11 protein-coding genes are annotated in these 12,198 nt (G+C 56.4%); 6 read left to right on the top strand and 5 right to left on the bottom strand.

Going from position 1 to position 12,198, the window contains the following annotated elements; all coding sequences use genetic code 11:
* Window positions 1-78 precede the first annotated feature (78 nt).
* Window positions 79-852 carry a zinc transporter ZupT gene (zupT, locus tag E0L16_RS04510; RefSeq protein WP_131636408.1) on the bottom strand — a complete coding sequence of 258 codons (774 nt, stop codon included), beginning with the start codon at window positions 850-852 and terminating at the stop codon, window positions 79-81.
* A 130-nt stretch (window positions 853-982) separates the two neighbouring features.
* On the opposite strand from zupT, the gene ygiD reads away from it, so the two are divergent.
* Window positions 983-1,771, top strand: a complete 789-nt coding sequence (ygiD, locus tag E0L16_RS04505; protein ID WP_131636407.1) for a 4,5-DOPA-extradiol-dioxygenase — start codon at window positions 983-985, stop codon at window positions 1,769-1,771.
* An 82-nt stretch (window positions 1,772-1,853) separates the two neighbouring features.
* On the opposite strand, the gene E0L16_RS04500 is transcribed toward ygiD, so the two are convergent.
* The 3 genes from E0L16_RS04500 to tolC form a co-directional block, all read right to left on the bottom strand.
* Window positions 1,854-3,014 (bottom strand): glutathionylspermidine synthase family protein, encoded by a 1,161-nt coding sequence (locus E0L16_RS04500; RefSeq protein ID WP_107533828.1) that lies wholly within the window; start codon window positions 3,012-3,014, stop codon window positions 1,854-1,856.
* Between the two features lie 2 nt (window positions 3,015-3,016).
* On the bottom strand, window positions 3,017-3,682 hold the full coding sequence (locus tag E0L16_RS04495) for a DUF1190 family protein (protein ID WP_063867719.1): 666 nt from the start codon (window positions 3,680-3,682) through the stop codon (window positions 3,017-3,019).
* Window positions 3,683-3,875: 193 nt separating this feature from the next.
* Window positions 3,876-5,354 (bottom strand): outer membrane channel protein TolC, encoded by a 1,479-nt coding sequence (tolC, locus tag E0L16_RS04490; RefSeq protein ID WP_063867721.1) that lies wholly within the window; start codon window positions 5,352-5,354, stop codon window positions 3,876-3,878.
* Between the two features lie 203 nt (window positions 5,355-5,557).
* On the opposite strand from tolC, the gene nudF reads away from it, so the two are divergent.
* Genes nudF through parE form a run of 5 tightly spaced genes read left to right on the top strand, consistent with a single transcriptional unit; the run spans window position 5,558 to window position 9,966 of the window.
* Window positions 5,558-6,190, top strand: coding sequence for an ADP-ribose diphosphatase (gene nudF / locus E0L16_RS04485; protein WP_102751121.1), 633 nt, complete (start codon window positions 5,558-5,560; stop codon window positions 6,188-6,190).
* Complete coding sequence (locus E0L16_RS04480; protein WP_063451153.1) at window positions 6,187-6,609, top strand: DUF1249 family protein; 423 nt, start codon at window positions 6,187-6,189, stop codon at window positions 6,607-6,609. Before nudF ends, E0L16_RS04480 begins: the two co-directional genes overlap by 4 nt.
* Window positions 6,610-6,636: 27 nt before the next feature.
* Window positions 6,637-7,464: a 3',5'-cyclic-AMP phosphodiesterase gene (cpdA, locus tag E0L16_RS04475; RefSeq protein WP_063867725.1), complete on the top strand. Its 828-nt coding sequence runs from the start codon at window positions 6,637-6,639 to the stop codon at window positions 7,462-7,464.
* Window positions 7,464-8,045: an esterase YqiA gene (gene yqiA, locus E0L16_RS04470; RefSeq protein ID WP_023306967.1), complete on the top strand. Its 582-nt coding sequence runs from the start codon at window positions 7,464-7,466 to the stop codon at window positions 8,043-8,045. The genes cpdA and yqiA overlap by 1 nt, the downstream gene beginning before the upstream one ends.
* A 28-nt stretch (window positions 8,046-8,073) precedes the next feature.
* Window positions 8,074-9,966 carry a DNA topoisomerase IV subunit B gene (gene parE, locus E0L16_RS04465; RefSeq protein ID WP_063451156.1) on the top strand — a complete coding sequence of 631 codons (1,893 nt, stop codon included), beginning with the start codon at window positions 8,074-8,076 and terminating at the stop codon, window positions 9,964-9,966.
* A gap of 69 nt (window positions 9,967-10,035) precedes the next feature.
* On the opposite strand, the gene E0L16_RS04460 is transcribed toward parE, so the two are convergent.
* Entirely contained in the window at window positions 10,036-12,159 is a 2,124-nt protein-coding gene (locus E0L16_RS04460) for a fimbria/pilus outer membrane usher protein (protein WP_131636406.1), read from the bottom strand.
* Between the last annotated feature and the right edge of the window lie 39 nt (window positions 12,160-12,198).

Below are 12,198 nucleotides of genomic sequence, written 5' to 3'. Positions count from 1 at the left end.
GAGTCGCAGACATTGTAAAATGCAACGGCTGCGCCGGGGCGCATCAAAGAATTGCCCTCATTGATGAGGGCATCCGAGTCAGCCTATACCTGCCGTTTGCAGCAGAACCAGGCTGAGCCCCATCACCGACATGCCGCACAGCACGCCGTAGCTGGGATTATTGTTAGGGTCGATCTCTTTCGCCAGCGGCATCAGCTCATCGACGGAGAGCGCGACCATGATCCCGGCCACCGCCGCCATGATGGCAGCCATCACCACAGGCGAAACGAGGCTGCCGAGGATCAGCCACGCCAGTACGCCGCCGAGAATTTCAGCCAGGCCGGAAACGCCTGCCCAGAGTACGGCAGTCCGTTTTGAACCGGTGGCCGCGTAGACCGGGCCGGCAACGGCAAGTCCTTCAGGAATATTGTGTAAGGCTACCGCCAGCGCCACGCCAAACCCCATTTCCAGATTGCTGCTGGCCGTGACGTAGGTGGCAACGCCTTCCGGAAAGTTATGCAGGCTGATGCCGAGCGTCAGCAGGATGGCCGTGCGCTTGATGTTGCCCGGAAGGGGAGCCGCGCGCTTTTGCATCAGATCCTGAGGGTGCGCGTGAGGCAGCATGCGGTCGAGCGCAAAATAGCCCAGCAGGCCGACGATGAACATGCCGTAGCCCAGCACTGGCGACATTCCCTCGGTATGAAGGGCTGCGGGCAGCATCTCCATCAGCGAGATAAGCAGCATGATCCCGGCGGCGAAACCCAGCGAAAAGGCCAGAAGGCGGTTAGACGGTTTTTGTCCGAGCACGCCGAGGAGCGCGCCGATAAAGGTCGCGGCACCCGCAAGTACGGTCAAAATCAAGGGTACTGACATGCACTCTCCTTAAGCTGTATCTGACATTCAAATTTCCTGATGATGATCTTCACGGTTATCTGCGTTCATCTTCACCTGAATGCGCGTAATGTAGAACCATCAAATTGACACCTCCTGTAAGGATATCACCATGTCTTCATCTCGTATGCCAGCACTGTTTTTAGGCCATGGCAGCCCAATGAACGTTCTGGAAGATAACGTCTATACCCGCACCTGGCGTCACCTGGGTGAGACGTTGCCGCGGCCGAAGGCGATTGTGGTGGTGTCTGCGCACTGGTTTACCCGTGGTACCGGCGTAACGGCCATGGAAGCGCCGAAAACTATCCATGATTTTGGCGGCTTTCCGCAGGCCCTGTATGACACGCACTATCCTGCGCCCGGCTCCCCTGCACTGGCGCAGCGGCTGGTGGATCTGCTCGCACCGGTTCCGGTGACGCTGGATAAAGAAGCCTGGGGCTTTGATCATGGCTCCTGGGGCGTCCTGATTAAAATGTATCCCGAGGCCGATATCCCGATGGTGCAGCTGAGCGTCGACAGTACCAAACCAGCGGCCTGGCATATGGAGATGGGCCGCAAGCTGGCAACCCTGCGTGATGAAGGCATCATGCTGGTCGCGAGCGGTAACGTGGTGCATAACCTGCGTACGGCGCGCTGGCACGGGGAGAATACCCCGTATCCCTGGGCGACGTCTTTTAACAACTATGTGAAATACAACCTCGCCTGGCAGGGGCCGGTTGAGCAGCATCCGCTAGTGAACTATCTGGATCACGAAGGCGGTTCGCTCTCTAACCCCACGGCGGATCACTTCCTGCCGCTGCTGTATGTGTTAGGCACGTGGGATGGTCAGGAGGAGATTACCATCCCGGTCGACGGCATTGAGATGGGGAGTTTGAGTATGCTGTCGGTGCAGGTGGGGTAAAAACATGCCGGGTGGCGGCTTCGCCTTACCCGGCCTGCATGTCGAGCGTAGGCCCGGTAAGCGTAGCGCCACCGGGCAAGTCTTATTCAACAAAAATATGCGGATAGAACCGTGACAGATCCTGCGTAATCAGCGCGCGATCTTCGCGAATGCCAATCCCGGCAGGTTGATCGTTAATAAGCCAGCTGCCGATCAGCGTATAGCTGTCGCCAAACTTCGGCAGTTGATAAAACTCCTGGACGATCATCCCTTCTTCACCGTATGGCCCTTCAACCGCTTCCAGCGTTTTACCGTTTTCGATAATGGAGACGTTCGCGCCTTCGCGGGAGAAGATCGGCTTAACGACGTATTTCTCCATCGGCGGGAACTCATCTTCGGCAAAGTACGCAGGCAGCAGGTTCGGGTGGTTCGGGAACATCTCCCACAGCATTGGCAGCAGGGCTTTATTGGAGATAATGCTCTTCCAGGCCGGTTCCAGCCAGCGCACGCCGGCGTCTTCCAGTTTGGTCGAGAACATCTCGCGCAGCATGTATTCCCATGGATAGAGCTTGAACAGGTTGCTGATCACCTGATCCTGCATGTCCGTAAACTGACCTTTTTCACCTAAACCGATATCTTCGATATAGAGGAACTCTGTCGCCACTTCCGCTTCGGCTGCACAGTCCTGCAAATACTGAACCGTACCGCGATCTTCTTCGGTATCGCGGCAGCAGGCGAGGTGCAGCAGGTTGAAACCGTGCTGTTCACGCAGTTCGGCGAAACGCTCAATCAGCTTTTCCTGTAGGCTGTTGAACTGGTCGCTGCCTTCCGGCAGGTTTCCGGCATTCGCCTGATCTTCCAGCCAGATCCACTGGAAGAACGCGGCTTCGTACAGCGAGGTTGGCGTATCCGCGTTGTTTTCTAACAGCTTCGGCTCACCGACGCCGTCCCATGCCAGATCGAGGCGAGAGTAAAGCGAAGGCTGATTCGTTTTCCATGACTGACGGATGAAGCTCCAGGTGTGCTTTGGAATGCGGAATTTGGTCATCAGCGCATCGCTGTCGATAACTTTCTCGACCACCTTCAGGCACATCTGGTGCAGCTCAGCGGTCACCTCTTCAAGCTTTTCAACCTGAGCGAGCGTGAGCTTATAGTAAGCGTCTTCACACCAGTACGGCTCGCCGTACATGGTGTGAAAATTGAAACCGTATTCGGTGGCTTTTTCGCGCCAGTCCGGGCGCTCGACAATACTGACTCGTTCCATGATTAGCCGCCCATTGAGCGAGTCGAAGAGCCGGCCGCACTACGCTGCATGGTGGTTTGTTTCGCCACAGACTCACCGAAGCCGCCACGGGTGATGGTGCTGGTGGTTGCGGGTTTTGGTGCCATCGCGGTTTTCGGTACGGTCATCGTACGGCCCGGCGTTGCTGCGCCGTAACCCTTGCCGGTAGCATCGGTGTATTTGCCGTACGCCGGGCTGTTCGGGTTTTTGGAGCTAAACAGCGGCTGCTGCTGATAGCCCGCACCGCCGCTCATCAGACGGCCCATCATATAGCCCGCCATCAGCGGCATCCAGAAGCTGCCGCTGGACTGAGCCTGCGCCTGGTTTTCCGGTGCCATACCCGCCTGAGCCGGCGCCTGCTGGCACTGGCCTTCACCGAATTCAGCGACACAGTCTTCGCGTGAGGCATATTTCGGCGCGGTACGTTCCGCTTCTTTCAGGGCGTTGTTATAGGCCGTTGTACATTCGGCGGCTTTACCGGTGGCAGCCGAACAGTCGTCGGCGTTTTGGTACATCGAGACCGTTTCGTCGCTCTGCTCACAGCCTGCCAGCATAAAGACGGCAGTGACCGCCAGCGCGACAGGTGTCAGGTGGCGTGCGTTCCAGCTTTTGCGGAACGACGCGTGATTCATCGTTTTTGTCCGTTTCATATTTGTCTTCCGGGACCCAGTGGTAATAACGCTCAGGATAGAGGATGAGTGGTTGAAAATGAAGCGAAGAGGGGCGAAATGCAGGGGATCTTTACGTTGGCTTACGTTCGGGGGGATTTTGCGCCGGGTGGCGCTGCGCTTACCCGGCCTACGATTCAGTAGGCCCGATAAGCGAAGCGCCATCGGGCAATGCTTAGTTACGGAACGGGTTAGAACCGCTGCTTGCAGGTGCCGTGCTACGCGCGGCCGCTGGCTGCGCTGCTGGCATGCTGCCGTTAGCGTTGAAGTTATCAACCGCGGCATCCTGCTCTGGATTTTCCGGCGCGACGCTGTCAGGCGACGTGGAAACCGGTTTACCCAGCGTGCTGTTCAGCATTTGCAGATCCTGCTCGTTCAGCGTACCCAGAGCCTGCTTGATGTTCAGCTGGTTAATCAGGTACTGGTAACGTGCGCTGGAGAGCTGCTGCTTAGCGTTATACAGCGTGGTCGTTGCGTCTAACACGTCAACAATGGTACGCGTACCGACGGAGTAGCCCGCTTCCATCGCGTCCAGAGAGCTTTGCGCAGAGACAACGGCCTGTTTGTAGGCGTTGATGCTGCTGATAGACGCGTTCACGTTGTTAAAGGAAGAACGCACGGTTTGCACCACGTTGCGGTGCGCGCTTTCCAGCTGCTCGCTTGCGCCAACAAAGTTGTACTGCGCCTGTTTAACCTGGGAGTTAACCATCCCGCCCTGATACAGCGGCAGGGAGAAGCTCAGGCCCACTTTGTTCTGACCAATGTTGTTGTCATCATAGGCCTGAGACGTCGTTTTAGAGCCGCTGTAGCTGGTATCCGATACGCCGGTTGAGGCGCTCAGGCTCAGGGTTGGCAGGTGGCCGTCCTGTGCAAGGCGGATCTGCTCGCGTGCCAGATCCTGGCTAAGGCGTGCCTGCAACAGGGTCAGGTTGCGGTTTTCCGCTTCTTTCAGCAGGGCGTTTACCGCCTGCGGTTTGTCCGTCTTGAAGCTGTCCACGTTCAGAGAGGCCAGCTCAGGATAGTAGTTACCGGTGACCTGGCGCAGAGCTTCCAGCGCGTTGTCGAGGTTGTTACGTGCGGTCACTTCGTTAGCCAGTACGGTATCGTACTGTGAACGGGCGTTCTGCACGTCAGTGATCGCAACCAGACCCACGTTGAAACGCTGGGTAGTCTGATCTAACTGACGGTAAATCGCCTGTTTCTGCGCTTCGGTGTAGGAGAGGGCGTCAATCGCGCTCAGTACCTGGAAATACGCGGTCGCGGTATTCAGGATCAGCGTTTGCTGATCGGTCTGATAGGTGACATCCTGAATGCCCGCACTCTTTTCCTGCAAACTCAGTTCACGCCATTTGGACATATCGAACAGAGTCTGTGTAAGCTGTAAAGAGGCGCTGGTGGCATTCGAGTCGATGCCGTTGTTATCGCGAAAACCGTTAGTGTAGGTATAATCTGCACCTAAGCCTAACTGCGGCAGCAGTGGGCTACGTGCTTCGTTAATCTTTTCAAACGCAGCATCACGATCGGCCGCTGATTTACGTAAATCAGGGTTGCCCAGACGTGCCTGCTGGTAGACCTGTAACAGGTTCTCTGCCTGGCTCATTGCACTGAAGCCCGTCAGGCTCAGGCCGATAAGGATGGGGAGCAATTTCTTCATTTGCATTCCTTGTTGTGAAGCAGTATTAGCGCTGATCTAATTAAAAATAATTGCCGATTCTAACAGAATCATCCACACCAAAAGGTTGGCGTAACGTGCCATCTGGCGGTAATTTGCTCCAATCTACCATATAGCCATACAAACGGCAGCCAAACAGCCTTGAAATTCACAATTTCATCACCATTGCTACCAGGACTTGACCGATGCAAAAACCAGAAAACGTGCCTGTCACCTTCGCCAAAAACGATGTAGAAATTATTGCACGAGAAACGCTTTATAGCGGTTTTTTTTCAATGGAACTTTACCGTTTCAGGCATCGTCTGTTTAACGGTGAAATGAGCGGTGAGATCAAACGCGAAATTTTTGAGCGCGGGCATGCGGCTGTGTTGCTACCCTTTGACCCAGTGCGTGATGAAGTTGTGCTGGTCGAGCAGGTTCGCATTGCGGCTTATGATACCAGCGAAACCCCGTGGCTGCTGGAAATGGTGGCCGGGATGATTGAAGAAGGTGAGTCGGTCGAGGACGTCGCTCGCCGCGAGGCGCTGGAAGAAGCGGGCCTGGTGGTGGGGCGGACGAAACCGGTGTTGAGCTACCTGGCAAGCCCGGGCGGCACAACAGAACGTTCATCTATTATGGTGGGCGAAGTGGACGCCACGACGGCGGAAGGGATCCACGGTCTGGCAGATGAAAACGAAGATATTCGGGTTCATGTGGTGAGTCGGGAGCAGGCTTACCAATGGGTAGAAGAGGGGAAAATCGACAACGCAGCGTCTGTCATTGCCCTGCAATGGCTGCAACTGCACTATCAGAGTTTACGAAACGAGTGGAAAAAATGAAGCGCTATACGCCTGACTTCCCAGAAATGATGCGCCTGTGCGAAACCAATTTTGCACAGCTGCGCCGCCTGCTGCCGCGAAACGACGCACCCGGCGAAACGGTGAGCTATCAGGTGAGCAACGCCCAGTATCGGTTAACGATAACAGAATCAACGCGCTACACTACGCTGGTGGAAATTGAGCAAACGGCGCCGAAAATCAGCTACTGGAGCCTGCCGTCGATGACGGTACGTCTTTATCACGATGCGATGGTCGCTGAAGTGTGTTCAAGCCAGCAGATCTTTCGCTTCAAAGCGCGGTATGATTACCCGAATAAAAAGTTGCATCAACGCGACGAAAAGCATCAAATTAACCAGTTTTTAGCCGACTGGCTAAGATATTGTTTAGCACATGGAGCAATGGCGATTCCGGTTTGTTAGCGTCATAAACCTACCTAAGGACACCATTTGGAAAGCCTGTTGAACCTGACTGTTGCTGGTGGGGCGCCAGTCAGGATATTACAAATCACCGACACCCACCTTTTTGCCGAAAAGCATGAGACGCTGCTGGGCGTGAACACCTGGGAGAGTTATCAGGCGGTGCTTAGCGCAATTCATGCTGAAAACCGGCCATGCGATCTGATCGTCGCGACGGGCGATCTGGCGCAGGATCAATCTTCCGCAGCCTATCAGCATTTCGCTGAAGGGATTGCGAGCTTTAGCGTGCCTTGCGTCTGGCTACCCGGCAACCACGATTTTCAGCCCGCCATGTACAGTTCGCTTCAGGACGCGGGGATTTCACCGGCAAAATGTGTCTTTGTGGGGGACCAGTGGCAAATTCTGCTCCTCGACAGCCAGGTGTTTGGCGTTCCGCACGGTGAGTTGAGCGACTATCAGCTTGACTGGCTGGAGACAAAACTGGCCGCCGAGCCGGATCGCAATACGCTGCTGCTACTGCATCATCATCCGCTGCCGGCAGGCTGTAGCTGGCTCGATCAGCACAGCTTGCGCAATTCAGCGGCGCTGGACAGCGTGCTGGCGAAATTCCCGCGCGTGAAGCATTTGCTGTGCGGGCACATTCACCAGGAGCAGGATCTCGACTGGAACGGTCGCCGCCTGCTCGCGACGCCATCCACCTGCGTGCAGTTTAAGCCGCATTGCGCCAACTTCACGCTGGATACCATCGCGCCGGGCTGGCGCTGGCTGGAACTGCATGCCGACGGCACGCTGACCACCGAAGTTTGCCGTCTGGCCGGGGCTGAATTCCGCCCGGATACCGCTTCAGAAGGCTACTGATGTCAACGCTCCTTTACCTCCATGGGTTTAACAGTTCACCGCGTTCCGCAAAGGCGACGCAGTTTCGCCAGTGGCTGAGCGAACATCATCCGCATGTGGAGATGATTATTCCACAGCTGCCCCCCTATCCGGCGGATGCGGCAGAGATGCTGGAATCGATTGTGCTTGAACACGGCGGCGAATCGTTTGGCGTTGTCGGGTCGTCGCTCGGCGGCTACTACGCCACCTGGCTGTCGCAGTGCTTTATGTTGCCCGCTGTCGTCGTCAACCCGGCGGTCCGGCCATTTGAACTGTTAAGGGACTTTCTCGGTGAAAACGAGAACCCCTACACCGGCCAACAATATGTGCTAGAGTCACGCCATATTTACGATCTCAAAGTTATGCAGGTCGACCCGCTTGAAGCGCCCGATCTTATCTGGCTGCTGCAACAGACGGGAGATGAAGTGCTGGATTACCGCCAGGCAGTGGCGTATTACGCATCCTGCCGCCAGACTGTAGAGGAGGGCGGAAACCATGCTTTCACGGGCTTTGAAGATCATTTCACCCAGATTGTCGATTTTCTTGGACTGCACAGCCACTGACAATCAATGCGAATTGCTAGTTTAAATCATGACGCAAACCTATAACGCTGATGCCATTGAGGTACTCACCGGGCTTGAGCCGGTTCGCCGCCGCCCGGGGATGTACACCGATACGACGCGCCCAAACCACCTGGGCCAGGAAGTAATTGATAACAGTGTGGACGAAGCGCTGGCAGGCCATGCCAAACGCGTGGACGTTATCCTGCACGCCGATCAGTCGCTGGAAGTCATCGACGACGGCCGCGGCATGCCGGTGGATATTCACCCGGAAGAGGGCGTCCCTGCCGTTGAGCTGATCCTCTGTCGTCTGCACGCGGGCGGTAAGTTCTCCAACAAAAACTACCAGTTCTCCGGCGGTTTGCACGGCGTGGGGATCTCCGTGGTTAACGCCCTGTCGAAGCGCGTGGAAGTGAACGTCCGTCGCGACGGTCAGGTCTATAACATCGCGTTTGAAAACGGCGAAAAGGTGCAGGATTTGCAGGTTGTCGGGACGTGCGGTAAACGCAACACCGGCACCAGCGTCCACTTCTGGCCTGACGAAAGCTTCTTCGACAGCCCACGTTTTTCCGTTTCTCGCCTGTCGCACCTGCTCAAAGCCAAAGCGGTGCTGTGTCCCGGCGTGGAAATTACCTTTAAGGATCACGTTAACAACACCGAGCAGAGCTGGCGCTACGAAAAGGGTCTCAACGACTACCTGAGCGAAGCGGTTAACGGCCTGCCGACCCTGCCGGAAAAACCGTTCGTCGGTAATTTCGAAGGCGACACCGAGGCGGTGGACTGGGCGCTGCTGTGGCTGCCGGAAGGCGGCGAGCTGCTGACCGAAAGCTACGTCAACCTGATCCCAACCATGCTCGGCGGTACGCACGTCAACGGCCTGCGTCAGGGCCTGCTGGACGCGATGCGCGAGTTCTGCGAATACCGCAACATTCTGCCGCGCGGCGTGAAGCTTTCCGCAGAAGATATCTGGGACCGCTGCGCCTACGTGCTTTCCGTGAAGATGCAGGATCCGCAGTTTGCCGGTCAGACTAAAGAGCGTCTGTCATCGCGCCAGTGCGCGGCGTTCGTTTCCGGCGTGGTGAAAGATGCGTTTACCCTGTGGCTGAACCAGAACGTTCAGGCCGCAGAGATGCTGGCTGAAATGGCCATCTCCAGCGCCCAGCGTCGTCTGCGCGCGGCGAAGAAAGTGGTGCGTAAAAAGCTGACCAGCGGCCCCGCGCTGCCGGGCAAGCTGGCGGACTGTACCGCGCAGGATCTCAACCGCACCGAGCTGTTCCTCGTGGAAGGGGACTCGGCGGGCGGATCGGCCAAGCAGGCGCGCGATCGTGAATATCAGGCGATCATGCCGCTCAAGGGTAAGATCCTGAACACCTGGGAAGTCTCGTCCGATGAAGTGCTGGCCTCGCAGGAAGTGCACGACATCTCCGTGGCGATCGGCATCGATCCGGACAGCGACGATCTGAGCCAGCTGCGCTACGGCAAGATCTGCATTCTCGCGGATGCGGACTCCGATGGGCTGCACATCGCCACGCTGCTCTGTGCGCTGTTCGTGAAGCACTTCCGCACGCTGGTGAAAAACGGTCACGTCCACGTGGCGCTACCGCCGCTGTACCGTATCGACCTCGGCAAAGAAGTTTACTATGCGCTGACGGAAGAAGAGAAAGCGGGCGTGCTGGAGCAGCTCAAACGCAAGAAGGGCAAACCGAACGTGCAGCGCTTTAAGGGGCTGGGCGAGATGAACCCGATGCAGCTGCGTGAAACCACGCTGGATCCGAACACCCGCCGTCTGGTGCAGCTGACCATCAGCGATGAAGACGAACAGCAAACCAACGCCGTGATGGACATGCTGCTGGCCAAGAAACGTTCTGAAGACCGACGTAACTGGCTACAGGAGAAAGGCGATATGGCGGATATTGAAGCCTGATGCACTGGCCCTCAGCCTCCCAGGTGGCTGAGGGATCGCCGGGCACCGGGGCATTGCGCCATAATCCCGTCAGCGAAACGCTGTTTTTTCCGGTTTCAAAAAACGCAGATTAACAATTGCGCCGTCAGTGGGGACGGTCTCCAGCTCATTCACATCCATATCGGTCCCTTCTGGCAGGCTGAGGCTGTCAACCGTGATGCGGTTTACTCGCCAGGGGGTGAGGTAACTCACCAGCAGATCGCCCTCTGCGTTGGTGGTCGAACCGAACTGGTTATAAAATCCAATCTTCGCCGAACCTGGCACCTGAACCAGTGCCGCAGTGCTTCCCAGCGTCTGGCCCAGGACAACCCCCTCCTGATATAACAGCACGCTGCCGCTGACGTCACCATGATAATCACGTTGCGTGCCGCTGCGGGTCATACTGACGTTCAGCTCCCCGCTGTTGTACTGATAGCCGATACTGCTTTTCAGGGCATCGTTCCCGTGTTCGCTATGCTCCGCCGTCACGTCATAACGCAGGCTATAATCATCCAGTAGCGAGCCATTGACGTTGATTCCATGGGTATTCTTGTTTCGGCTGGCGAGGTCAGAAACCAGTCCCACATTGGTAAAATGGCTTCCAATGCTGAAGGGGATGCTGATGTTAAACCCCAGCGTTGATTCAGGGGCAGAGTCGCCGTAGCGGTCATAGCCGCCATAAAGCGAAAAATCGACGTCCTCCCAGCTGGCGTCAAGGCTCAGGGTGAGGCTGTTACTGCCCGCCTCGCGAGCGCGTGATTTCAGCCAGCGCCACGAGAGGCTCAGACTCGAGTTTTCATCGAAGTTTTGCGTCAGCTCAATCTGGCCCTCAAGGGCGCGCTGAGTGGTGTCATCATCGAAACCCCAGGCCAGCACCGAGGCGCGGTTTAACCGCTCCTCAAGCGAACGATACTGGCTACCGCGCGGGTACCACTGAAGCTGGGCGTTAAGGCTGGTTTCGGTTTGAAAAAATGTTTTGGCATAACGCATTCGCCCGACGCTGCCGCTCAGCGCTTTGCCCTGCTGACGGTAACGGGCGTTACGTATATCCACAGACAACGCTCCCCATTTGCCCATATTGCCGCCCAAACCCACAACATGACTGAAGTAATTCTCGCCCTGCTGTATGCCACCAAAAACGGTAGCGCGCGGGGCGACGCCCCAGGAGAGCGTGCTCTGCCAGAAACGATCTTTATCCAGCTCCACGCCGTGAAAGGGTTTATAACGCCCGGCGACCAGCTCGTAACTGAACATTTTATACTGCACCAGATTGGGCATGATCGAGTACGGAATGGACCGGGTACGCTCGCTCCCGTCGCTCTCCTGAATTGTCAGTTCAAGGTTGCCCTGTAAATCTGGTGGATAAAAATCACGGATAACAAAGGGTCCCGGTGGGACGTGAATGCGATAGACGCGCTCGCCGTTCTGGCGAAGCGTGACTTCTGCTTCGCTGCGCGCATAGCCGTTAATCAGCGGCGAATAGGGCCGCCAGCTATCCGGGAACATCGCCTCATCGCTGGCCAGGGAAATCCCCCGATAGGACATACTGTCGAACAGGTTAGATGAGGTGTAACCGTCGCCAAGGTTAAGCCGGGAGCGCATAGAGGTGATACTGCGCCAGACAGAGGCTGAATTGCTGTAAGAGCCGTGCTGGCGGTCCGCCTCTCGCCAGAATGTATTCTGGTAGCGCATGCGCCATGGTCCGACGTTGAGGCCGTTTTCCAGCACGAGCGTTGCATCGGTGCCCGGCGTATCCCAACGGTACTGTGCACGTTGGTTATTGACGTCCAGCCGATAGTTAACAAACAGGGCATTAATTCCATCATCCCAGCGGCTGGTGCTGACCCCGTTTTGCTGCGGATTAAACGCCTCCTGGGGAAATAAAAGCGTGAGCAGGCTGGCATCCGGACGATACCAGGACTGGAGGTCGAAGGCGTTCGCCGAGTCGGCGCTCAGACATGCCCTGGTGTCCCAGTGAAGCCTGTCAAGCACGGAGGATTTTACGCCCCACTCTTCAAGGAGAGGACGCGTCAGGCAGGGTTTACCGGAGTGAAAATCAAGAAAGATTGAGCCTTTATAGTCGTTATTAAGAATAACCCATGTCTTTTCATTTGCAGACGCAGCGTTTGCTGTCAGTAACAGCACCATCACTCGAATTGCATGGGGAATCTGCATCTGCGTTAACATCGTGGGCAGCTTTTGCTGCCCACGATT

Source organism: Enterobacter quasihormaechei (assembly GCF_004331385.1).
GTDB lineage: Bacteria > Pseudomonadota > Gammaproteobacteria > Enterobacterales > Enterobacteriaceae > Enterobacter > Enterobacter quasihormaechei.
Note: the sequence above shows the minus strand (reverse complement) of the source record. Positions and strands in the feature narration are given on the sequence as shown.

Bases quoted from the DNA above. Each gene is read 5' to 3' on its own strand.
- yqiA (WP_023306967.1), top strand. From the start codon at position 7,464: ATGTCAACGCTCCTTTACCTCCATGGGTTTAACAGTTCACCGCGTTCC.
- E0L16_RS04500 (WP_107533828.1), bottom strand. From the start codon at position 3,014: ATGGAACGAGTCAGTATTGTCGAGCGCCCGGACTGGCGCGAAAAAGCC.
- nudF (WP_102751121.1), top strand. From the start codon at position 5,558: ATGCAAAAACCAGAAAACGTGCCTGTCACCTTCGCCAAAAACGATGTA.
- zupT (WP_131636408.1), bottom strand. From the start codon at position 852: ATGTCAGTACCCTTGATTTTGACCGTACTTGCGGGTGCCGCGACCTTT.
- E0L16_RS04495 (WP_063867719.1), bottom strand. From the start codon at position 3,682: ATGAAACGGACAAAAACGATGAATCACGCGTCGTTCCGCAAAAGCTGG.
- E0L16_RS04480 (WP_063451153.1), top strand. From the start codon at position 6,187: ATGAAGCGCTATACGCCTGACTTCCCAGAAATGATGCGCCTGTGCGAA.
- parE (WP_063451156.1), top strand. From the start codon at position 8,074: ATGACGCAAACCTATAACGCTGATGCCATTGAGGTACTCACCGGGCTT.
- ygiD (WP_131636407.1), top strand. From the start codon at position 983: ATGTCTTCATCTCGTATGCCAGCACTGTTTTTAGGCCATGGCAGCCCA.
- E0L16_RS04460 (WP_131636406.1), bottom strand. From the start codon at position 12,159: ATGCAGATTCCCCATGCAATTCGAGTGATGGTGCTGTTACTGACAGCA.
- tolC (WP_063867721.1), bottom strand. From the start codon at position 5,354: ATGAAGAAATTGCTCCCCATCCTTATCGGCCTGAGCCTGACGGGCTTC.